Annotated in this window: 22 protein-coding genes; 7 read left to right on the forward strand and 15 right to left on the reverse strand. The window is 32.5% G+C overall.

Going from position 1 to position 24381, the window contains the following annotated elements; translation table 11 throughout:
• The first annotated feature begins 267 nt into the window (after positions 1-267).
• On the forward strand, positions 268-1674 hold the full coding sequence (locus J2Z39_RS01355) for a radical SAM protein (RefSeq protein WP_209813398.1): 1407 nt from the start codon (positions 268-270) through the stop codon (positions 1672-1674).
• A 75-nt stretch (positions 1675-1749) separates the two neighbouring features.
• Here the strand turns inward: J2Z39_RS01355 and hcp are convergent, their stop codons facing one another.
• Positions 1750-3369 (reverse strand): hydroxylamine reductase, encoded by a 1620-nt coding sequence (hcp, locus tag J2Z39_RS01360; protein ID WP_209813399.1) that lies wholly within the window; start codon positions 3367-3369, stop codon positions 1750-1752.
• Between the two features lie 197 nt (positions 3370-3566).
• Here hcp and J2Z39_RS01365 point away from each other — a divergent pair, with 197 nt between their 5' ends.
• From J2Z39_RS01365 to J2Z39_RS01385, 5 genes are all read left to right on the forward strand, one after another.
• Positions 3567-4076 carry a PTS sugar transporter subunit IIA gene (locus J2Z39_RS01365; RefSeq protein ID WP_117520299.1) on the forward strand — a complete coding sequence of 170 codons (510 nt, stop codon included), beginning with the start codon at positions 3567-3569 and terminating at the stop codon, positions 4074-4076.
• 76 nt (positions 4077-4152) lie between these two features.
• Complete coding sequence (locus J2Z39_RS01370) at positions 4153-4968, forward strand: Cof-type HAD-IIB family hydrolase (RefSeq protein ID WP_209813400.1); 816 nt, start codon at positions 4153-4155, stop codon at positions 4966-4968.
• Positions 4961-5761 carry a Cof-type HAD-IIB family hydrolase gene (locus J2Z39_RS01375; RefSeq protein WP_117520304.1) on the forward strand — a complete coding sequence of 267 codons (801 nt, stop codon included), beginning with the start codon at positions 4961-4963 and terminating at the stop codon, positions 5759-5761. Before J2Z39_RS01370 ends, J2Z39_RS01375 begins: the two co-directional genes overlap by 8 nt.
• Before the next feature lie 68 nt (positions 5762-5829).
• Positions 5830-6648, forward strand: a complete 819-nt coding sequence (locus J2Z39_RS01380) for a Cof-type HAD-IIB family hydrolase (RefSeq protein ID WP_209813401.1) — start codon at positions 5830-5832, stop codon at positions 6646-6648.
• Positions 6648-7868, forward strand: a complete 1221-nt coding sequence (locus J2Z39_RS01385) for a diphosphate--fructose-6-phosphate 1-phosphotransferase (RefSeq protein WP_209813402.1) — start codon at positions 6648-6650, stop codon at positions 7866-7868. The genes J2Z39_RS01380 and J2Z39_RS01385 overlap by 1 nt, the downstream gene beginning before the upstream one ends.
• A gap of 246 nt (positions 7869-8114) precedes the next feature.
• On the opposite strand, the gene iolG (J2Z39_RS01390) is transcribed toward J2Z39_RS01385, so the two are convergent.
• Genes iolG (J2Z39_RS01390) through iolB form a run of 9 tightly spaced genes read right to left on the reverse strand, consistent with a single transcriptional unit; the run spans position 8115 to position 18256 of the window.
• Positions 8115-9122 (reverse strand): inositol 2-dehydrogenase, encoded by a 1008-nt coding sequence (gene iolG, locus J2Z39_RS01390; protein WP_209813403.1) that lies wholly within the window; start codon positions 9120-9122, stop codon positions 8115-8117.
• A gap of 9 nt (positions 9123-9131) precedes the next feature.
• Positions 9132-9446 (reverse strand): hypothetical protein, encoded by a 315-nt coding sequence (locus tag J2Z39_RS01395; RefSeq protein ID WP_209813404.1) that lies wholly within the window; start codon positions 9444-9446, stop codon positions 9132-9134.
• The gene (gene iolG, locus J2Z39_RS01400; protein WP_209813405.1) at positions 9436-10449 is read right to left on the reverse strand and encodes an inositol 2-dehydrogenase; all 1014 of its coding nucleotides are present in this window, start codon (positions 10447-10449) and stop codon (positions 9436-9438) included. Before iolG (J2Z39_RS01400) ends, J2Z39_RS01395 begins: the two co-directional genes overlap by 11 nt.
• Positions 10450-10473: 24 nt before the next feature.
• On the reverse strand, positions 10474-12078 hold the full coding sequence (locus J2Z39_RS01405) for a solute:sodium symporter family transporter (RefSeq protein WP_209813406.1): 1605 nt from the start codon (positions 12076-12078) through the stop codon (positions 10474-10476).
• Between the two features lie 19 nt (positions 12079-12097).
• Entirely contained in the window at positions 12098-13006 is a 909-nt protein-coding gene (iolE, locus tag J2Z39_RS01410; RefSeq protein WP_209813409.1) for a myo-inosose-2 dehydratase, read from the reverse strand.
• A 12-nt stretch (positions 13007-13018) separates the two neighbouring features.
• Positions 13019-14941, reverse strand: coding sequence for a 3D-(3,5/4)-trihydroxycyclohexane-1,2-dione acylhydrolase (decyclizing) (gene iolD / locus J2Z39_RS01415; protein ID WP_209813410.1), 1923 nt, complete (start codon positions 14939-14941; stop codon positions 13019-13021).
• Positions 14941-15972 carry a 5-dehydro-2-deoxygluconokinase gene (gene iolC, locus J2Z39_RS01420; protein WP_209813412.1) on the reverse strand — a complete coding sequence of 344 codons (1032 nt, stop codon included), beginning with the start codon at positions 15970-15972 and terminating at the stop codon, positions 14941-14943. The genes iolD and iolC overlap by 1 nt, the downstream gene beginning before the upstream one ends.
• Entirely contained in the window at positions 15969-17432 is a 1464-nt protein-coding gene (locus J2Z39_RS01425) for a CoA-acylating methylmalonate-semialdehyde dehydrogenase (RefSeq protein ID WP_209813414.1), read from the reverse strand. Before J2Z39_RS01425 ends, iolC begins: the two co-directional genes overlap by 4 nt.
• Positions 17432-18256, reverse strand: a complete 825-nt coding sequence (gene iolB / locus J2Z39_RS01430) for a 5-deoxy-glucuronate isomerase (protein ID WP_316115828.1) — start codon at positions 18254-18256, stop codon at positions 17432-17434. The genes J2Z39_RS01425 and iolB overlap by 1 nt, the downstream gene beginning before the upstream one ends.
• A gap of 160 nt (positions 18257-18416) precedes the next feature.
• Here iolB and J2Z39_RS01435 point away from each other — a divergent pair, with 160 nt between their 5' ends.
• Entirely contained in the window at positions 18417-19172 is a 756-nt protein-coding gene (locus J2Z39_RS01435) for a DeoR/GlpR family DNA-binding transcription regulator (RefSeq protein WP_209813416.1), read from the forward strand.
• A 171-nt stretch (positions 19173-19343) separates the two neighbouring features.
• On the opposite strand, the gene J2Z39_RS01440 is transcribed toward J2Z39_RS01435, so the two are convergent.
• From J2Z39_RS01440 to fsa, 5 genes are all read right to left on the reverse strand, one after another.
• A complete protein-coding gene (locus J2Z39_RS01440) occupies positions 19344-20267 on the reverse strand; it encodes a DMT family transporter (protein ID WP_209813418.1) in 924 nt (307 codons plus the stop codon).
• Between the two features lie 13 nt (positions 20268-20280).
• On the reverse strand, positions 20281-20838 hold the full coding sequence (locus J2Z39_RS01445) for a chromate transporter (protein ID WP_117520312.1): 558 nt from the start codon (positions 20836-20838) through the stop codon (positions 20281-20283).
• Positions 20828-21391, reverse strand: coding sequence for a chromate transporter (locus J2Z39_RS01450; protein WP_209813419.1), 564 nt, complete (start codon positions 21389-21391; stop codon positions 20828-20830). Before J2Z39_RS01450 ends, J2Z39_RS01445 begins: the two co-directional genes overlap by 11 nt.
• Positions 21392-21477: 86 nt before the next feature.
• Complete coding sequence (tkt, locus tag J2Z39_RS01455; RefSeq protein WP_117520316.1) at positions 21478-23475, reverse strand: transketolase; 1998 nt, start codon at positions 23473-23475, stop codon at positions 21478-21480.
• Positions 23476-23596: 121 nt separating this feature from the next.
• Positions 23597-24250, reverse strand: coding sequence for a fructose-6-phosphate aldolase (gene fsa / locus J2Z39_RS01460; RefSeq protein ID WP_117520318.1), 654 nt, complete (start codon positions 24248-24250; stop codon positions 23597-23599).
• Positions 24251-24381 lie beyond the last annotated feature (131 nt).

Consider the following 24381-nt stretch of genomic DNA (forward strand, 5'->3'; position numbering starts at 1 on the left):
TAATTGACTAGCCTTTAATCATTCTAAAAACACTATACAAGGATGAAGTATTGCTAATGCCAATACTAATATAAGATGTCAAATAGTGGATTTTTCATAGTAGCTAATTTCTTTATTTATTTGGGTATTATAATAATATAACTTAATTATTATTAATTTTTACATATTATAATTAAAAAAAGTTATGTACTTAACTATTTGCCAGATAATTAATATAATTAATAGTTATTTTTAAAATTCATTATATAGGAGGTATTTGATAATCTTATGGAAACTAAGTTAAAAGATAAGACTACTAAAGTAGCTTTTTCTAAAGCTATTGATCTTGCACTAAAGCATGTAAAAAAAGATCCTGTTGAAGGTATGAAGGATATTACTAAGATAATGGATAAGTACATAATGCCTAAATCTTCAGAAGAAAACAGTGCAAAGCATGCTCTTGAAAGAATTAGAGCAGAATTTGCTAATCCTTCATCTAAGTGGGCTTCTTTTGCTGAAGAAATAGTAGATGAAGTTGATGATCATGTATTAAAGCAATTTATCATGACAGTAGCTTATAATGCTGTTTATAAAGGAAATGCTAAAAGAAATGAGCTTCAAAGACAATATAATTGCAATATTCCATGGGCAATTCTTTTTGATCCTACTTCTGCTTGTAACTTAGAATGTAAAGGTTGCTGGGCTGCAGAATATGGACATAAAAACAACCTAAGCTATGAAGAAATGGAAGATATTGTTAGACAAGCAAATGAAATCGGTTGCTATTTCTTCTTATTGACAGGTGGAGAACCTATGGTTAGAAAAGATGACATTATTAAACTTGCTAACGAGTTTAATGAATCCGAATTCTTCTTATTTACAAATGGTACATTAATTGACGATGAATTTTGCGATGAAGTTGTAAAAGCTGGAAATATATCATTTGGTCTTAGTGTTGAAGGTACAGAAGAGTCTACAGACTTTAGAAGAGGAGAGGGTGTATATAAAAGAGTTCTAGATGCCATGGATAGACTTAGAGAGCACAAACTTTTATATGGTGTCTCTGTATGCTATACATCTAAAAACTATGAACAAATTACTTCAGATGAATTTATATCAAAAATGATAGATCACGGATGTAAGCTAGCCTGGTTCTTCCATTATATGCCTGTTGGTAACGATGCCGATCCTTCACTTTTACCAACACCACAACAAAGACAATATGTTTGTGAAAGAATAAGATATATAAGATCTGGCTCTAGTCCATACAAGATATACGCTATAGATTTCCAAAATGATGGTGAATTTATAAATGGTTGTATAGCAGGTGGAAGAAACTATTTGCATATTAATTCTCTAGGAGATGTAGAACCTTGTGCATTTATCCACTATTCAGATTCAAATATTAGAGAAAAAACACTTATGGAAAGTTTACAAAGTCCTCTATTTATGGCTTATCATGATAACCAACCATTTAATGACAATATGTTTAAACCTTGTCCAATGCTAGAAAATGCTGGAAAACTTACAAAAATCGTAGAGGAATCAAAAGCAAAATCAACTGACTTTATATCACCAGAAGATCCTAAAGATCTAGAAGCAAAATGTAGTCCATATGCTAAAAATTGGAATAAAACTGCAGATGAAATCTGGGAAAAAAGAAAAGAAGAAAAGAAAGCTAATCTAGCAAAATAGTAAAATAAAATTAAAAATTAAAGCTCGAAATTCACATAGGAACTTCGAGCTTTATCTTTATCTAATTTTCTCTATTTAAGCAGTCATTTCTTCTAAGTCTTCTTTAACACTTGTATTTGGAGCAATACCAAAATTTTCTACTAAGAAATCTACAACTGTTTCTGATAGGAAGGCTGGAAGAGTTGGTCCTAAATGAATATTCTTAACTCCTAGACTCAATAGAGCAAGTAGTACTATTACTGCTTTTTGTTCATACCAAGCAATATTATATTCTATTGGTAGATCATTTATTGAATCTAAGCCAAATGCTTCTTGTAGAGTAAGAGCAATTTGTACTAGTGAGTAAGAGTCGTTACATTGACCAGCGTCTAATACTCTTGGGATTCCATTGATATCTCCAAGACCTAATTTATTATAACGATACTTAGCACATCCTGCTGTTAAAATCACCCAATCTTTAGGTATAGCTTCAGCAAAGTCTGTATAATATGATCTATCTTTAAATCTGCCATCACAGCCTGCCATCACTACAAATTTCTTAATATTTCCTGCATTAATCTCTTCTACAACTTTATCCGCTAGTTGAACAACTTGATTGTGAGCAAAACCACCTACAACTTTAGTATCCTCAAGATTTGTTGGAGCTTTACAACTTTTAGCAAGTTCTATAATTTCTGAGAAGTCTTTGTATCCATTTTCGTCTTTTTCTATATGTTTACATCCTGGATAACCAGCATCCCCTGTTGTAAACATTCTATCTTGATAAGTATTATCTTTTTTCATTGGAACAATACAATTTGTTGTCATAAGTATTGGACCGTTGAATGCCTCAAATTCATCATTTTGAGTCCACCAGCTATTACCATAATTACCATGGAAGTGATCATACTTTTTGAATTCTGGATAATAATTTGCTGGTAGCATTTCAGAGTGAGTATAGATTTCTACGCCGCTATCTTTACTTTGATCTAAAAGCATTTTCATATCATTTAGATCATGACCTGATATAAGGATAGCTGGCTTATCCCCTGCAGAATAATCAACCTCTGTAATTTCTGGGTTACCAAAACTTTCGGTATTTGCCTTATCAAGTAAAGCCATAGCCTTAACTCCATGACTTCCTGTATCCATTACTAAATCAATTAAACTTGCTACTTCTTTGTCAGATTTAGTAGTTTCTTCTAGAGCATGAGCAATAAATCTATCTACTTCTTGATCTCTATAACCTAATACATTCGCATGGTGATTGTAAGCTGCCATTCCCTTTAAGCCATATGTAGTAAGTTCAACAAGGGATCTTTCATCCTCATTCATTGTATTAAGCACACCAACTTCAATGGCCTTTCTTTCAAGTTCCTTATCATCCATTGATGAATAAAGAGCTATTTCAGATAAGTTATCTTTATTATCTAACTTTTCAATTAGCTCATCTTTCATTTTTATAGTTTCTTTAACAACTTTCATAATAGCGTCTGTATCAAAGTTTGCATTTGTAATAGTTACAAATAAATTATTTGAAATCCTATCATATACTTCTTCATTGTCATCACCAATTCTATTGGCAACTTCTGCAAGTCCTTTTGTTACATATACTAATAAGTCTTGAGCATTTGCAGTATCTTCTTTCTTACCACAAACACCTTGTACTGTACATCCTTCATTCTTAGCTGTTTCTTGACATTGATAACAAAACATATTATTACTCCTTTATAAACCTAAATGTCTAATATCTAATATCTTTTATGATTACATTATAGAATATACCCATCATAAAATCTGTAACATATGTTACATTTCCAAAATTTTTCTAAAAATAAATATACGACTATTCACAGATTTTGATATTGGGTATAATTGTAAAAAGATTTACTAACTCATTATAAGGAGGAAATATGGGATTATTTGATAAATTTAAATCAAAAACAGATAAAGAAGCAGAAAATATAAATATTAACGAAAATATTATATTAGCTCCTATGACAGGAGAAGCTAAAAATATAAAAGACTGCCAAGATCCAGTTTTTGCTCAAGAGCTAGTGGGTAAGGGAACTATGATAATTCCCAATGAAGGAAAATTATATAGCCCAGTTGATGGAACTATCTCAATGCTTGCTGATACAGGACATGCTGTTGGAATTACATCAAGTTCAGGGCTTGAGATCCTAATCCACGTTGGACTTGATACAGTAGAATTAGCAGGTGAACCATTTAATATAAAAGCTAGCAAGGATCAAAAAATAAATGCTGGAGACTTATTATTAGAATTTGATATAGCAAAAATCGAAGCTAGTGGTAAATCAATCGAATCACCTGTTATTATTACAAATCCAGATGGTTATGAAATAAATGTATTAAAAACTGGTGCAGTTAACCATGGCGACGAATTAATAGAAATAAGATAAAAAATAAGGGCTTTTCTATAAACTTTATGGTTTACAAAAGCCCTATTTTTATAAAATTTATACATAGAGGATTATTATGAAATTAATTGCACTTGATGTAGACGGTACACTTTTAAACTCTAATCATGAAATAAGCCAGAAAACTCGTAGAGCAATTATAAAATCTTTAGAAGAAGGTCATAAAGTAGTTATAGTCTCAGGTAGACCTACAAAAGCTATAAATCATATAGCAAAAGAGCTAAGCCTTGATAAATATGGAGGACTTATATCAGCCTTCAATGGTGGGACAATTATCAACTATGAAACTGGACATGAACTTACTAATCACACCATAGACCTTGACCTTGCTAAAGAAATTATAAAAGAAAGCAGAAAACTAGATATAGATGTACTAATTCCTAAAAATAAAACTATGATATCTTATAGGGACAATAAATATTTAGACCTTGAAAAAGAGATTTTGGGATTTGAAACTGAGGTTAGAGAAAATATTATAGAAAACATAGACTTTAATCCAAACAAATTACTCCTTGCTAGTGACAAGAAAACTCTAGATGAGCTTATTCCAGTTCTAGAAAAAAAATATGGTAAAAAAACAAGCTTAGTTCGCAGCCAAGATTTTTACTATGAAGTGATGCCCAAAGGCTTATCCAAGGGCAATAGCCTTTTAGAGATAGCAGAGTACTATAACATGGAGCAAAAAGATATTATAGCCTTTGGGGATCAGATGAATGATAAAACTATGATAGAGATAGCCGGTGTAGGTATTGCAATGGCAAATGCAATAGAAGCTATAAAAGAAATAGCAGACTACATCACGCTATCAAACGATGAAGACGGAGTTGCAAATTATCTAGAAAAATTCGTACTTAAAGGAACTTATAATGAATAAATTAATAGCTGTGGATGTAGATGGAACACTCTTAAATGATGACCATCAAATATTATCCAATACCAAAGACTCAATTATAAGAGCAATGCAAGCAGGTCACAAAGTAGTTATAGTTTCAGGTAGACCAACAGAAGCTATTCTACCTATAGCTAAAGAACTATCTTTTGAAAAATACGGTGGTTTAATATCATCATATAACGGTGGAGTAATAACAAACTTTAAAACAGGAGAAAAAGTTACAAATCACACTCTAAATATAGATTTAGCAAAAGAAATTTTAGAAAAAACAAAAAACTTTGATGTATTTCCACTTATAACAAATGAGTACACCATGCTCTCAAATAAAGAAAACGCTTTTCTTACAGTTGAAACACAAATATTAGGTCTCAAGCCTTTGATTATAGAAGATTTAAGTCATGCTATTGACTTTAATCCTCACAAAATTATATTCGTCAACTATCCTCAAAAAATTGATGAATTAATTCCTTTCTTAGAAGAAAATTTTTCTGATAGAACTAGTCAAGTCAGAAGCCTAAGATCTTTTTACGAAATCATGCCCAAAAATCTATCCAAAGGCAATTCTCTTATAGAGATAGCTAATCACTACGGAATAAATCAAAAGGATATAATAGCCTTTGGAGATGCCCAAAATGATATAAGTATGTTTGAAATGGCAGCAACTCCAATTGCTATGGCGAATGCAGATGATATTATAAAAGAAATGGCCTCATATATAACTCTATCTAATAACGAAAACGGAATCGGGTATTATCTAGACAAATTTATTCTCTAAGGTTTACAACATAATATGGTATAATTGTAATCAATGCGCAAACCATTGTATTAATAGCAGGAGGTTTTATGTCTAAAATTATTGCAGTAGATATTGATGGAACACTTTTAAATAGCAAAGGTAAAATCAGCAAAAAAACTCAAAAAGCATTAGAAGATGCTTTGCAAGAGGGTAATATTGTTGTCATAGCATCAGGAAGAGATCCTAAAGGAGTCATCCAATATGCAGAAATTCTAAAGCTTGACAAATATGACGGCCTACTTTCAAACTATAATGGAGCCAGAATAACAAACTATAATACACAAGAGATATTAATCAACCATACACTAAATATTAGTGAAATGAAAAAATTATTAGAGTTTTCTGAAGATTTGGATATAAATTATACTATTTATTACGATGGTAAGTGCTATACCAACTCCATGGATACATATAAGCTTAAAGATACTAGATCAAAAAATAATATGGAAATCATATACGATCCGAAACTATCATATAATATAGACTTCGAACCAAATAATGTACTATTTGCCTGTCATCCTGACAAAATAGAGGAAGCTATAGTGCAAATTGATGATAGCTTTAATGATAAGTTTACTTTTGTAAAATCAACACCATATTACTATGAGGTTATGCCAAAAGGTATAGGGAAAGGTGAAAGTCTTCTAGAAATTGCAAAATATTATGATATTCCAATAGAAGATACAATAGCTTTTGGAGATGAAGAAAATGACCTGACAATGATCAAAACCGCTGGTATCGGTGTCGCAATGGGAAATGCGACAGACTTAGTAAAAGAAGCTGCTGATTATATAACTTTATCAAATGATGAAGATGGAATAGCAGATTATTTGGAAAAATTTATACTTAAAAAGGAGAAAATTTAATGAATATTATTGTTGCTCAATCTGGTGGACCAACAAGTGTAATTAACTCATCACTTGCAGGAGTAATATCTGCAGGAATAGAAAATAGTTTTGATAAAATCTATCTTAGTCTTCACGGTATAGAGGGAATTATCAATAATGAGATAGTAGAAGTTGATAAGAAAAAATATGAAGAAGTAAATGCAAAAGAAAGATTAATGGCAAGACCTTCTTCAATATTGGGGTCTTGTAGATTCAAACTTCCAGAATCCTTTGACGACAAAATTTTCGAAAATATTTTCAAAACATTAAAAGATTATGAGATATCAACATTTGTATATATAGGCGGAAATGACTCCATGGATACAGTCATGAAGCTAAATGAATATATGAAAGCCCATAATATAGAAGGCATAAACATCATAGGTTGTCCAAAAACCATAGACAATGACCTAATGGAAATGGATCACTCACCAGGCTTTGCTTCTGCTGCTAAATATATAACTTCAACTTTAAGGACACTTAGAACTGATGTAGACATTTATGATTTAAAATCAGTAACTTTTGTAGAAATAATGGGAAGACATGCAGGTTGGCTTGCAGCATCAGCTCTTACAGCTAACTATGGCATGGATAAGGAAGTGGTAAACTTAGTCTATCTACCAGAAGATAAAAAATCCTTAGATCAAGTTTTAGAAGAAATACAGGCAGAACTTGAGAATGAAAATAATCTCATAGTTGCAATAGCAGAAGGATTTAGAGACAAAGATAATAAATTAGATGAAGAAAGATTCGAAAATAAAGACGATGCCTTTGGTCATAAGATTGTAGCAGGTGTAGCAAGCAGACTTTCCGACTTAGTACGTGATAAACTAGACATAAAATCTCGAGCAGTAGAACTTTCTATAGCTCAAAGAACAAGTAATCTCATAAGCAAAATAGATGCAAACGAAGCCTACAATCTAGGCTATAATGCTCTAGAACTTGGAATAGATAATACAAATCTAATTCCAGTACTAAAAAGAAAAGATACACCTGAATATCAAGTATACTACGAATCAGTAAGTCCAGGTCAAATAGCCAACAAAGAGATGAAAATCCCTGAAGAATGGTTGGTAGATAAAAAAACATTAGAAGAAAAAATAACAACTTATACCCTCCCACTTATAGAAGGAAGTATAGAACAAACATACAAAAATGGAATGCCTGTTTTTGTTGATATTGGTGATTTTATAAAGTAACTACGTGCTATAAGCATTTAATGATATCAAGCAGAAAATGGGGTTGTTGCAGAATGAATAAATCATCCCAAAACCATAAGAAGAAAAGAACATCTACAAAAATTTTGTCTCCATAGCCGGCAAGCTATATAAAAATTTTTCTAAGAGAACTTTCTAATTAGGGTACGATAATTATCCACAGTTTCAAAACAACCCCATTTTAAATATTATTAGTTACTAAGTTAGCAAATATTTAAACTGCATATTTTATTGAATATCTATTAACTTTCCAGTCTCAAACGACTCTTTTGCTGCATAAGCTATTCTTGAAACAGCTGTACCATCATAAACTGTAGTTTCAGGCTTTGTATCTTCTTCTATACATCTTATAAACTCTACAATTTCTGCTTTATAAGCTTCGGCAAATCTTTCGATAAAGTCTTGGCTCATCTCTTTTCTAATGCCATTTTCATCCATGATCTCAACAAGATTCTTTTGTGGAACCGAACCTATTCTTATAGTTCCTTTAGTCCCCATAATTTCAGTTTCTACATTGTATCCATGTGGAGCTGTTCTTCCTGCAAAAAGGAATCCCATAGCATCATTTTCAAACTTCATTAATGCTGATACATTATCACCATCATTCCATTCTTTAAACTCTGGATAAGCATAAGCCCCACCTATAGCCCAAACTTGCTTTGGCTCAGATCCTATGTACCATCTCATGAGATCTATATCATGAACCGCCATATCTAAGAACTCTCCACCAGAATGTGGCCCAAAGGCAATTGCTCCTTCTATATTTTTAGTAGGATCTTGAGAGTAAGATCTTACTAAGTATACTTCTCCTATTTCACCATTATCTATAGCTTCTTTGGCGTATTTATAAGAATTATCAAATCTTCTCATAAATCCTAGCATAAATATTTGATCCGGACATTTTTCTACTGTTTTTTCTGCTTCTTTACATTGTTCTACAGTTGTTCCTAGTGGCTTTTCTGAGAATACATGCTTACCAGCTTTCAAAGCTTTAGATATTTGTTCTGTATGCAAAAATGATGGACTTGTAATTGTAATAGCATCTATATTGTCATCCTCTATCATATCATCAAAATTATTATAAGTTTTCTCAACGCCCAATCTTTGAGCTGTATCTTTTAATAATTCATCATTCAAATCACAAAGAGCGTATAAATTTGCATTATTAAGACTTGCTATAGTTTCAGCATGAAACATACCCATGCGTCCTAAACCTATATGACCAATATTAATCATTCTTACCTCCTAGAATTCATCAAGCATTATTTTTTCAATATTCATAGAAGTATAATCTTCATTTGGAAGTTTCACTACCTCAGCATCCAAATCTATTCTATCCTTATATTGATTTACATATTCTTCTAAAACATATGCATTTGGAGCTAGGAGAATATGGGTCGGTCTCTTTTCTTCCATCGCTTTGTCGAATATATTTAAACTACATAAATAAACCTCAGCACATGATCCAGAAAAATCTATAAATCTTTGGAATCTTTCATGAAACAGTTTTGAAGATATCCCTGTTTCCGCAATTATTAATATCTTTTTTTTATTTTTCATCTATCATTCTTACTTTCACAGGTTCACCTAAATCTAGGGATTCTTTTGCAGCTATAGCACATCTTTGGGCCATAATCGCATCATCAAATGTCACTGATGTTTCTCTATTATTAAAGACAGCATCTGCAAAATCATTAAGTTCATCAATATATGCTTGTGTATATCTTTCTAAGAAAAAGTGGAGTGGATTTGGGGTGTGGTAGCCATCTTTTGTTGCGTAAACAACATTTGCATCAAGGTCATTTTCCACCATAGCTGTTCCTTCAGAACCAAACGCTTCTAGCCTTTGGTCATAACCATAAACTGCTCTTCTTGAATTTAGTATTACACCTATTGATCCATCTGCAAATTTTAAATTAACTATAGCAGTATCCACATCTAGGTCTTTGATATCAGGATTTACTAGAGCATCTCCTTGAGTATAAACTTCAACTATTTCTTGACCAGAAATATACCTTGCCATGTCAAAATCATGAATCATCATATCCATAAATAGACCACCTGATGTTTTTACATAATCAACTCCTGGTGCTTCTGGATCTCTAGAATCAACTCTTAATAACTCTAATTTCCCAACTTTTCCTTCATCTACTAATTTTTTAACATATTTGAAATTTCTATCATATCTTCTGTTAACTCCGATTTGGAATTGAACACCAGCTTTTTTTACAGCTTCATAAGCTTTTACCGTTTCTTCATCTGAAAGTGAAACTGGTTTTTCGCAGAATATATGTTTTCCTGCTTCAGCAGCTTTTATTATGTAATCAACATGTGTACTTGTTGGTGTGCATATTAAAACAGCATCTATTTCTGGATCATTAAAAATAACTGCTGGATCATTCGTAATTTTTACTCCTACTGCTTCTTCAAATTCTTCCATATCTTTTGCATAAGCATCGGCTATAGCCTTAATTTTGATAATTGGATTAGTACTTAAATTTCTTGCGTGAATCTGTCCAATCCTGCCTGCTCCTAAAATGCCTACCATTAATTTATCTGCCATAATTTTACCTCCTATGACTCTATATTATTTTGCAATTCCCAACGGTGAGAATAATAAGTAAACTAAAACTACTACAATACTGATTATCATTGCTACTTGTCTAACGTGTGGCCATTGAACCGTTCCAACTTCTGAAGCTATTGAGTAATCCTCTATAATGAATTCTTCACCTTTATTTGTAATTTTTGATACTATCCACATTACCAGTAAGTCTAATAAGAACAATACGCTTAGTACATATAAGTAGTGGACATTCTTTAATAGTATTTTTGATAGTCCATAAAATACTACATGGAATATCATGGTTACCTTAGCACCTTGAGCTGTTGCAGTTTTAGAATAAAAAGCAAATAATATCATCACAAGTAAAGGCATATTGTAAAGTCCATTAAACTCTTGTACGAAAGCATAAAGTCCTGAACCAGCTTTAGATATAAAAGGTGCAACTATAATAGCAATAATGCCTAGTGTCACATTTGTGATCCTGCCCATCTTAGCCATTTGCTGTGGACTAGCTTCTTTATTTATGAGCGGTTTATAAAAATCTAGCACAAACAAAGTGGAAGTTGATGATAAACTTCCTGCAAATGATGAAAGTATAGCTCCAAATATAACTGCTCCAAAGAAACCTAAAGCCCACTGTGGTAAAACTTCAACCACTAAGTTTGGATAAGCTGCATCTGGCAAGTTTAAGAATTTATCTCCAAAAATATTTCTTGCTACTACTCCAGGGAATACTAAAAATAAAGCTCCAAATATCTTAAAAGTACCCACCATTAAAGCACCTTTTTGTGCTTCTTGTAAGTTTTTAGCTGCAAAAGCCTTTTGAACTATCATTTGGTTAGTACACCAAAAGAATAAGTTATTAAAAAACATACCAGTAAACAAGGTAGGCCAAGGAACTATCTCGGAATCAACTGCTCCAATAGAATTAAGTAACTCTGGAGTATTATCCACAACTGACTCAACACCACTTACAAAGCTGCCATTTCCTAATAACTTTAATCCTAAAAATGGTATAGCAAGACCTCCAATTATTAGGCCAAATTGATATATAGTATCTGAATAAGCTGATAACTTCATCCCACCTAAGAATAAGTATAAAACTCCTACTACTCCAATCAGTATAGCCATAATAGCTATTGCTACTTCACGACTAACACCTAGCATTTGATCTAGACCAAAAATTCTATTAAAAACCAATGATCCAGAGTAAAGTACAACCGGCATAAAACTTACCATGTAAGTAATAATAAATAGTAAGGAAACGATTCTTTTAGTTGTAGTATCATATCTTATTTCAAGAAAATCTGATATAGTTCCTATACCATGTCTAAAATACTTTGGCAAAAATACTGCAGCAAGTAAGGCAATCGCTATTGCTGATGTAACCTCCCAAGCCATTACCTGCATACCTGCAGCATAAGATTGTCCATTTTGACCAACTATCTGTTCTGTAGATAGGTTGGTCATTATTATTGTCCCTGCTACAACAGCAGCACTCAGAGAGCGACCACCTAGAAAGTAATCATCTGCACTTTCTGTAGTATTACTCCCTTTGGTCTTATTATAGGCTATAAAACCAATGAGCGTGATTACTATAGCAAAGCTTGCAAATACAAAAAACATATATTACCTCTCTGCTATTTTATTTTTCTGTCCCTTCAATTATTTTATTAGACATTAGTAAGTCAATATAATCATGTGCCTTCTTATGATATAAATATGGATTTGCTAAAGCTGGATCTTGTTCAGCTTCTACTACTATCCAACCTTGATAGTTATTTTCTAAAAGCATATCAATAATCGGCTTAAAATCAACACATCCATCAGATGGAACTGTAAATGTTCCTGATTTTACTGATTTAAGGAATGACCATGATTCTTCTTTTGATTTCTTTTGATTTTCTGGTCTGATATCTTTAAAGTGGACGTGTTTGATTCTATCAATATATTTTTTAAGAAAAGCTATATGATCTTCACCTGAGAATACTAAATGTCCTGTATCATATAATAAGAACACTTTTTCTGGATCTGTCATTTCCATTAGCTTATCTACCTCTTCTGTTGTTTGAACACCTGTTCCCATATGGTGGTGATAAACTATCTTCATGTCCTTTTCTAAAGCCAGATCACCTAGTTTATTAAGTCCTTCAGCTAGTTTATCCCATTCTTCATCTGTAAAAGAAGGCTTATTATCAAACACAGGTGTATCTTCTAATCCTTGTACAGAATGACCTTGTTCTGCAACCACTATAACTTTAGCGCCCATAGCATGTAGAAAGTCTCTATGGTCTATAAATGCTTTTTCAGTTTCTTCAAACGGTTTAGTTGTTAGGAAAGCTGAAAACCAAGCTGATGCTACTTCCAAATTTCTAGGCTCAAGATACGATCTTAGAATTTTAGGATCTCTTGGATACTTATTCCCTATTTCTGTTCCTTGGTAACCAGCAAGAGCCATCTCAGATATACATTGTTCAAAAGTTAACTCACCACCTAATTCTGGTAGATCATCATTAGTCCAACCTATTGGTGCACATGCTAATTTAATTGCCATATTATAATCTCCTTAATATTTTCTTGATTCATTTCTATGATTTATTATATTTTCATAGACTTCTTTTTGAGCTTCGTCTTTACCTACTTCTGCTACTCCTACATTCCACCAAGCTTCATATCCATCTATCATAGTTTTTGGTATAACTTTTAGATCGAACAGTACTGGCTTATCGCTTGATTTGCTATCTTCTAGAGCCTGTTTAAATTCATCTAGTGTCTTACAGCTATAAGTTGTCCAGCCATATGCCTCACCTACTTTAGTATAGTCAGCTGTAAGTAAATCTCCTGACGTAGTTTGACCATCTCTATATCTAAACTCAGTTGCTAAGCTTCCTACTTTATGGTTCATCTGAAGGTTATTGATACAGCCAAAACCACTATTATCAAATATAACTACATTTACTTTTTGTTTTTCTTGAATAATTGTTTGTAGCTCGCTATTTAACATTTGAAAAGATGCATCACCTACTACAGCAAATACTTCTTTATCAGGCTTAGCCCACTTTACGCCTAAAGTTGCAGCTACCTCATAGCCCATACATGAATATCCATATTCAGCATGATATCCATCTTTAACATCTGTTTGCCATAATCTTTGTAGGTCAGAAGGTAATGAACCTCCAGCTGTGATAACGATTCCATTATCTTTAATAAATTCATTTAACGCAATGATTGCAGATGTTTGGGTTATTGTACCTCCTGTAAGTTTTACAAATTCATCTACCGTCCTCGGATCTCTTAGCTTTATTATTGGTTCAAAATTTGGATCATCATAATTATAGTTCTTAAGCTTAGTTAACTCTTCACTCCACCATGATTTAGCCTCCAAAATTTCATTACTATAAGATGATCTGTAATTAATTTTTGAAAGCTCGTCATCTAAATATGAAGCTGATAATTTTGCATCAGCAACTATTTGAAGGCCATCCATCTTATATGCATCAAATCTACTTACATTTATATTCACAAATTCTACTTTTGGATTTTGGAACAACCACTTAGATGAAGTTGTGAAATCAGATAATCTAGATCCAAAAGTCAAAATCAAGTCTGCTTCTTTAGCTATAATATTTGCAGCGTATGTACCAGTAACCCCTATACCACCTAAGCACATGTCAGATGATGATTTAATAGCTGACTTACCAGCTTGGGTTTCTCCAAATGGTATATTGTACTTATTTAAAAATTCATCTATCCTCTCACCAGCTTCCGAATATTTTACACCTCCTCCAATGATAGCTAATGGTTTCTTAGAATTTTTAATAAGTTCTACTGCATCTTTTATATCTGAATCAACTGGAACACTTCTTCTAATTTTATGAATACGTTTTTTAAAGAAATAATCTGGATAATCATAGGATTCACCTTCTACATCTTGGGGCATAGCTATTACACATGCGCCTGTTTCCTCAGGATCAGTTAATACTCTCATAGCATTAATTAGAGCACTCATAAGTTGTTCCGGTCTATTTATCCTATCCCAATACTTGCTAACTGGTTTAAAGACATCATTAGTTGTAATTGATAGGTCATATGATTGCTGAACTTGTTGCAAAACAGGATCAGGCTGTCTGCTTGCAAATGTATCAGATGGAAATAATAGCAACGGAATTTGATTTACCGTAGCAGTTGCTGCTGCAGTTACCATATTTGCAGAACCTGGCCCAACTGATGCTGAACAGGGAATTATTTTTCTTCTATTATTTTGTTTCGCATAAGCTATGGCTGTATGGCACATACCTTGCTCATTTCTGCCTTGATAAGTTTTTAGATTATGATTTCCTTGCTCAAGAGCCTGGCCTAAACCTACAGCCATCCCATGACCAAAAATTGTAAATATTCCTTCAACATATTTTTCTTCTTTACCATCAAATTCTATATATTGATTATCTAAAAACTTCACTATTGCTTGAGACATAGTCAATTTTGCCATTACTTATCACCTCTCGCTACCATATCTCCGTATTGCTCTTTTGTTTGTTTTATAAACTTCTTAACTTCTTCTGTATTTGGCAAGTCTGAAGAAGAATTACTTCTTATCATCATAGCAGCTTGAGCAGATGCCATCTCTAGACAATCTATAATGTCATAATCATTAAATAAAGCATATAGAAAAGCTGAAGCATACCCATCTCCACCGCCAAAACCTTTTCTTGCTTTTACAGGGAAAGGTTTAATAGAATAACTCTCGCCATTTTTAGTATAAGCATTAGATCCCTCTTTACCATGTTTAATGACTAAAAGCTTTACTCCTTCGTTAAACCAATACTTAGCAGACTCTTCATCACTTAATTTATTATCTACAAGCAATCTCTCTGTTAGATCAAATTCTTTACGTGATCCCATTATTATGTCAGCTTCTTGAGCAACTATCGAATAATATATTGATATTTCATCCTCATTTTTCCAATTATAATCTCTAAAGTCCACATCAAAAATAATCTTTGTTCTCGCTCTTTTAGCAAAGGACATAGCTTTTAAAATAGCTTCTCTTGATGGTGACTCAGCTAAGGCAGTCCCAGATACTAAAATCGCTTTAGCTTTTTTAATGTAGTCATAGTCTATATCTTCTACGGATAAGGCAAGGTCAGCTGCTTGATTACGATACATTAAGATGCTACTTTCACTTTCTGATTTCATCTCAGTAAATGTAAGCCCAATTTTTTCACCATTTTTAGCTCTTATTATGTGGCTAGTATCTATATTTTCTTCATTTTCTAAAAGCTCAAGGGCAAAATCTCCCAGCTGATCGTCAGATATCTTTGCTATCATTCCTATCTTAAGACCATGCCTATTGGTACCTATTGCCGTATTTACGGTTGATCCTCCAATATATCTTTCGAATTTAACTACATTTTTTAGCGGACCAAACCCTTCCTCAGGAGAAGGGTTGAAATCTACTGCAATCCTACCAATTGTAATAATATCTAGATCTCTATCTTTTGGTAAATCTATATATTTCATTGTTCTTCAAATCTCCCAGTTCTAAGTTGAGCTGTAACAACTTTTCTTCTTGTGTAAAACTCTACTCCGTCTTTTCCATTTGTATGAAGATCACCAAAGAATGAGTTTCTCCAGCCTGAGAATGAATAGAATGCTACTGGAGCTGGTACTCCTAAATTGATTCCAAGCATACCTGCAGGAATATTTTCTCTAAAGTATCTAATAGCAGCTGCATCATTAGTAAATAGACAAGATCCATTAGCTAACTCATGTTGTTGCGCTATACCTATTGCTTCTTTTAAAGTTTTTACTTTAAACACTGATACTACCGGGGCAAACAATTCTTCTTTGTATTGAGTCATATCTGTAGTTACATTTTCAAATATTGTAGGTCCAACGAAGAATCCATTTTCAGGAATATTTTTTCTACCATCAAGTATTAGAGTGGCTCCTTCTTCAATACCTTTTGCTATTTGCTCGAAAGTTCTTTGTTGATTTTCTTTCCTTATAACTGGACCTAAGTCTACGCTATCATCTTTAGATCCATCACCCATCTTAAGTTCTTGTGCCGCTTCTATGAATTTTTCCATAAATTTATCATAGATACCTTCTTGAACCAATAAAACTGGAGAAGCCATGCATCTTTGACCTGCAGTACCAAATGCACCTCCTATAATTTTTGTAACAGCATCATCTATATCAGCATCATCTAGGACAATTGTATGGTTCTTAGCTCCTGCTAGGACTTGTACTCTCTTATTATTTTCTGTACCGTGATGATAAACATATTTTCCAACTGGTGTTGAACCAACAAAAGATATAGCTTTTACGTCTTTATTTTCAAGTAGTTCATTTACTACATCTGGGCCACCATTAACTATATTTAAAACTCCATTTGGTACACCAGCTTCTTCACATAGCTCTACCACTCTTTTCATAAGTAAAGGTGTTTTTTCAGAAGGTTTTAAAACTACAGTATTGCCTACTGCTATAGCAAGTGGAAACATCCAGAAAGGAACCATCATCGGGAAATTAAACGGACAAATACATCCTATTACACCTATCGGATATTTATAATTATGAACTTCTACATCTGTTGCTACAGAAGGCGAGCTGTCACCCATTGTTAAATTGAATACACTTGCTGCATGCTCACAGTTTTCTATACCTCTGCCTACTTCACCAAGAGCATCACTAAAAACTTTTCCATTTTCTAAAGTAATAAGTCTAGCTAGCTCTTCTTTGTTTTCTGTGAGTAAATTTTGTAATTTAAATAGAATCTTTTGTCTTTTTAAAGTTGAAACTTTTGACCAACTTTCAAATGTTTCAGAAGCAATTTTAATAGCCTCCGCTGTTTCTTCTCGGGTTGACATTGGAGTTTTTCCAATTACCTCTCCGCTAGCCGGATTGTAAACATCTTCAAATTTATCTGTTTTTGCCTCTACAAATTGACCATTAATATAATTTTTTATTTCGTGCATTATACATCCTTCCTTTCTATAATCCACTCATGTTCTTCTTGATTGTGAAATTTCCATTCTTTACGTGGTCCTGCCATTACATTTAGATAATATGAATTATATCCATAAGGAACTGCTACTGGATGATATCCTTTTGGAACTAGTACAGTATCATAATTATTTACCGTCATAGTTTCATCCAAGTCTAAATCATCTGTATAAATTCTTTGAAAAACAAATCCTTGTTCTTTGTCTTGTTCATGATAATAAATTTCTTCTAACAGAGTCTCTTCTTCACTGGCAGTATCATGCTTATGTGGTGGATAAGATGACCAATTTGCTTCTCCAGTATAAACTTCAACTACAATTAATTGATCTGATATAAGACTATCGTCAGCTAAGATGTTGTTCACATCTCGAATGTTCATACCTTTTCCTCTATGCTCAGTTTCTATTTCCTCAGCTTTTATTAATACTGATTTCATCTTTTTGTCAGTCTTAGCATATCCTATTACAACTCGGCCATTAGAATTTGTTGTAATCTCAAAACTATCTCCATTTGTTACATATACAGCATCAGTTGGATTCTTATCAAAATTATTTTTTCTTTGACCTATATCATAATAAGATTCTTCTCCATTAACTTTTACATTAACTTTTCCTTCTACTACGACTACACAGGCTTCTATTCCTTCTAAAGATTCACTATAATGTGCTCCTTCTTCAAAAACTAAAGCTTTCAAACCAATATATTTTAATATGGACTTGTTAACTTCTATATTTTGAAGATAAGTTAACCCGTTACCAATATCAAGATCCAAATTTTTAACTTTTAAATCGGCCACAATTTCTCCTTTCGATCAATTTGATCAATTTAATCATCTTTTGTGTTTATTTTAATTCAATTTTATCAATTTGTCAAGATAAAATGTACGTTTTCCTAAATTTGATAATTTTTATTTCAATCATATAGTAATAAAGTAATATAAATAGCTTGGAGGAAAGATGAATAAAGAGCGCACCACATTAGTAGCTGAGTATATAATAAACAAAGGTGATGCATCAGTTGAAGAATTAGCAAAAAAATTTAATGTTTCAGAGGTAACTATTAGAAGAGACTTAAGTAAATTAGAAAAAAAAGGCATAATTAGCAAATATTATGGTGGAGTAAAACCAGCACTTGAAAATATGAGCAACTTCACCCTTAGACTAAACGAAAATTTAAGCGGTAAAGATAGTATAGCATATAAAGCAGGAAAGTTAATAGAAGAAAACGATATTATATTTATAGATTCTGGTACCACCGCTGCTAAATTACTTGATAATATTGATCAATTTATCAACCTCACTATTTTTACTAATAATTTAAGTATAGTTAATAAAGCTGTAAACATGCCTAACGTAGATATAGTGCTTATAGGGGATTTTTACAGTAGGATTAGCAATTCTTTTATTTATAGGTCCAATTTTTCCAAGCTTAATTATGAAAATCTTAATATTGATAAAGCCTTTATATCCGCAAGTGGAATAACTGTAGATAAAGGTCTTACAAATAGAAATCCCTTAGAACAAGAGATAAAAGCAAATGCTTCTAAAATATCTGACAAAATTTATTCCATGATGGATTCCAGCAAATTCGATAATTTTTATATGCTTAAAGTTTTAGACTTAAAAGATTTAGATATTTTAATAACAGATAAAAAACCTAGTGAAGCATATATAGATTACCTTAAGAAAAATAAAATCAAATTAATTTACTAAAATATAATAACTTCATAAATCTTCCCTTACCCCTAGGGGTAAGGGAAGGAACAAAGAAATACTAGTGTAAGATTTAATGTTAATTCTGGTATTAGGTAATCACCTTAAGATAATTGTGTCGTCTTATTTTAATTTTTATATTTAACAATTATTTCGATCCGAAAACATTATTTATCTTCCCATATTCCTAATATTTTCCAAGTCCATATTCAAAGTAGCAGACCCAAGCATTACTAAAATTAGTCCGATAAGTAGGCTTATAGTAAAACTTTCTCCCATGATTATAATTGATAATATCGAACCAAAGATGGGGATAAATAATTTATACATTGCCATTTCATTGGCTCTATGATGTTTAAGAACCGAATTCCAAATTACGTAGGCTGTTGCTGAAATAAAAGCTCCATATAATAGTAAACCTACTGCTTTTGGTGTAAATACCAATTTACTTTTGTTCATAATATAACCAATAATTATAAGTGGTAGAGAGCCTAGTATGAACTGACTTGCCGTTACTAAAAATTCATTTTGATCTTTTCCATATTTTCTTACATATACTGACGATAAAGCATTAAAAAATGTGGACAATAATATCATTCCCTCTCCCATGAGATTAAATTCGCTTCCCATTTCTCTAAATCCTCCATTCACAACTACTATACCTAGTGTACCTAATCCTATTGCAAATATTGTATTGGCTTGGACTTTTTCGTTTGGTAAAAGTATTAGAGAAATTAATACTACCATAAAAGCATTGGTTGACTGAATTATTGCAGCCTTTACTCCAGCTGTATTTGATAAAGCTATATAATAAATCATATATTGTATAAAGGTTTGAATTAATGATAGGATTACAATATATCTTTTATCGACATCTTCTCTTATAATTTTTTCTTTATTAAATAATTTCAAATAAATAAAGCCCAAAACTCCAGCTAAGAAAAATCTAATCCCAGCCAAAAAAATTTGAGCTCCAGTATCACTTCTTCCTACTCCTAATTCTTGATAAGTAGTTTTTATAGTTGGTATAGCAGACCCCCACAAGAGCATAGCTATGACAGTTGCTATAATTGCCGCTTTTTTATTTTTTAACATACATCTCCATTCATTACATAAAAACAATTGAAATTAAAAGGTAAATTATACCACTTGCAAGCATTATTTTGATAGGATCTGTCTTTAGTTTAAACATCGCAAATAAGGATAGTCCAAAGATAATGAACATTAACCAATCTAGATTATTAAACGCTATAGTATTTGTATTAAAAAAGGCTGTTCTTAGAATGCTTATACCAGCCATCAAAATCATGGAAACTATAGCAGGTCTTAAAAAGTATAATACATTGGAAATAGCATCCAGGTCAGAATATTTTTTATAAAAATAAGAAATAGTTCCTACAATAAGTGCTGAAGGCAAGACACATCCAAAGGTTGCAGCCATAGCTCCAGGAAAACCTGCTATTCTTGTTCCTACAAAAGTTGCTGAGTTTATAGCAATTGGACCTGGTGTCATTTGACTTATGGTTATTAAATCATTAAATTCATTTAAAGATAACCATTGATTTATATCAACAACTTGCTCTTGTATTAAAGGCAAGGCAGCATAACCTCCTCCAAAACTAAATAGACCAATTTTTAAAAAGCTTAGAAATAATTTAATTAGCATGACGGCTCCTTTTAATTAGTGTATAGATTGTCCCTATAATTATGAGTCCAAGTATTATATAGGTTACATTCATATCAAAGAAAAATCCTAAGATAAAACTTACTATCATAATTATTGGGATTATAGGAGCTTTTGCTTTCAATAAATCTCCAGACATATCTATTACGACCTTAATAATAAGAGCTCCGACACCAGCTTGCATACCTTTTAAAAATAGGGCTATATATTTATTAGTAATAAAGGCCTCATAGGCAAGGGAAATTAAGCTAATTATAACAAGAGGTGGAATAATTGTTCCTAATATGGCAACAAGCATACCAGTAAGGCCTAATGTCTCATAGCCTACAACAACAGCAGCATTGACAGCTACAGCTCCAGGAGCTGATTGGGCAATAGCTGTCATATCAAGCATCTGTTCTTTACTAAGCCATTTTAGCTTATCAACAAAAGTTTCTTTCATAAGTGATAAAATTACATAACCTCCACCAAAGGTAAACGCTGATAAATAAAGAGTCGACTTAAAAAGGTCCCATAAGTTTTTTTCTTTTTTCATAAGTCCCCATTTCTATTTTCTTATGATAAAATAATACCCTTAATTCCTTTATAGAAGTTAAGGGTATTGCAATCATAGATTTTAGCTTAGGCTTTATAGTATTTATCATTAATTTTTTCTGAAATTTTTTCTGGTGTAAAGCCAAACTCCGCTGTTACTTCATTTCCTTTTCCAGAAAGCCCAAAACTGTCAATACCTATATTTAAACCATCGCTTCCTGTCCATTCTGCCCAGCCAAATGTTGTTGCCATTTCTATAGAAACTTTATTTTTAACCTCTTTTGGCAAAACTTCTTGTCTATAAGCTTCGTCTTGTTTTCTAAATAATTCCATAGATGGCATAGACACTACTCTTACATTTTTACCATCTTTTTGCAAAAGTTTTTTACTTTCTAGAGCAAGTTCTACTTCTGAACCTGTAGCTATTAATATAAGATCTGGTGTGCCTTTTGCATCACTTATTATATAAGCTCCTTTTTCTATATCATTTATATTTTCTGTCTCTTTAAGATTTGAAATACTTTGGCGAGTAAGAGCCATAACTACCGGACTTTCCTTGCTTTCTAAAGCAATTTCCCAAGCAAGTCTTGTCTCATTAGCATCTGCCGGTCTTAGCATGATAGTGTTTGGAATAGCCCTAATCATCGCTAGTTGATCTATTGGCTCATGAGTTGGACCATCTTCACCAACTGCTATTGAATCATGAGTCATAACATAGGTTAGTGGGAGTTTTGATAGGGCTGATAGTCTAATAGCTGGTTTTAGGTAGTCAGTAAATACAAAGAAAGTTGAAACATGATGCCAGCTTCCACCGTGAGCCATAATTCCATTTCCTATGGCAGCCATTGCAAATTCTCGAACACCATAATAAATATTACGTCCTTCTGGAGTTCTATCTGTAAAAGCTATAGTATCTTTAATATTAGTTTTATTGGATGAAAATAAATCTGCAGATCCAGCCCAGAAATTCGGTGTGATTTTTGCTAAATCTTGGATAATTTCTCCATTTGATGCACGAGTTGCAAGAGCCTTATCCTCTGATGAGTATTTCCTAACCTCATCCATAAAGTTTTCTGGTAGTTCTCTATTAATTCCTGCCATCAAATTATTATAATCTTCTCTGTAGTTTTCTTTATAGAATTCTAAAAGCTCATCCCACTTTTGATTTTCTTTACTACCTGTATGAGCTATCCCTTCCTCAAAAGTCTTATAAATGTCTTCTGGAATTGAAAAATCATCTTCATTCCATTCATAGATTTCCTTAGCTCTCTTAAAATCCTCGGCGCCTATTGGAGCCCCGTGAACTTTGTTAGTCCCTTGATTGGTAGAACCATATCCTATTACAGTTTTAATTTCTATAATGGTTGGCCCATGCCAGTTACCTTTTGCATGATTAATAGCCTCATAAATCTTATCTAAATCTCTGCCATCATCAACAAAGATATAATTCCAATTAAGAGCTTCTGCTCTCTTTTTCATATCTTCTGAAAATGTTGTGTTAGTAGCTCCGTCTAAACAGACATCATTTGAATCATATAAAACTATTAATTTTGATAAGTTTAAATGCCCAGCAAGACTCATTGCTTCATAAGATACACCTTCCATAAGGTCACCATCACCGCAAAGTGCATAGGTATAGTGGTCTATAATTTGCGCATCTTCTTTATTATATAAAGCTGCCATATGTTTTTCTGCTATTGCTAGACCAACTGCTTGGGCAATACCCTGACCAAGTGGACCAGTAGTAACCTCAACTCCATCTATATGCCCACGTTCTGGGTGTCCTGCTGTGTTTGAATGAAGTTGTCTAAATTTTTTTAAATTATCTAGACTTACATCGTATCCTGTTAGGTGTAATAGGGAATATATCAATGCAGATCCATGTCCTGCTGCTAGAACAAATCTATCACGATCAAACCAAGAAGAATTCTTAGGATTCGCTTTTAAAAACTTATTCCATAAAACATAAGCCATAGGGGCAGCACCCATAGGAAGTCCTGGGTGACCACTATTTGCCGCCTCAATTTGGGCAATTGAAAGGGATCTTATAGCACTGATCGCTCTATTATCATCATTATTAAACATTTTCTCTCCTTAATTATTAAATTTATACAAATGAATATTTACTTATATGATTACTATACTCTTCATTTTTTATATATATTTATAAAAATAGAGCGAGTCTAATTAACTCACTCTTTATACACTATTTATTCCTTGATTCGAAAGCTTCCCAGTCTTTCTTAAAAGACTCAATCCCCGCTGTCGTAAGAGGATGCGTCCAAAGTTTTTCAAAAAGATTTCCTGGAATAGTAGCTATATGCGCTCCAGCAAGTGCAGCTTTTTCTAAATGATTAATGTGCCTAATACTTGCTGCTATAATTTCTGAGTCATAATCATATATATTTATGACTTTTCGAAGTTCAGCTACAAGTCTAGCTCCATCTTCACCCATATCATCGATTCTACCCATAAAAGGAGAGATATATGTAGAACCTGCTTTCATAGCCATTATTCCTTGGGATACAGAAAAAATCAATGTGCAGTTAGTCTTAATTCCTTCTTTACTTAAAGTATGAATTGCTCTTAACCCTTCCTCTGTCATAGGAATTTTTACAACTATGTTATCAGCCCACTTAGCTAAATCACGAGCTTGCTTAACCATTCCCTTATAATCGTAACTAGTAACCTCAGCAGAAACTGGCCCATCAACCAACTCTGTTATATCCCCAATAACTTCATTAAAATTACGCCCCTCTTTATTAATTAAAGAAGGGTTGGTAGTTACTCCATCACAAAGTCCTAAATCATTTATCCTCTTTATTTCATTTATATTTGCTGTGTCTAAGAAAAATTTCATGATACCCCCATTAATTAAATACAGAATTTTTAAATCTTATTAAAACTTATATTATATTTATATATTTAGATCTAGCATAAAAGTTATATCCCTTTTAAATATTATTCCCAAAATCTCTTCTTAATTATCTT

The sequence above is a fragment of the Anaerococcus nagyae genome (assembly GCF_017874535.1).
GTDB classification, from domain to species: domain Bacteria; phylum Bacillota; class Clostridia; order Tissierellales; family Peptoniphilaceae; genus Anaerococcus; species Anaerococcus nagyae.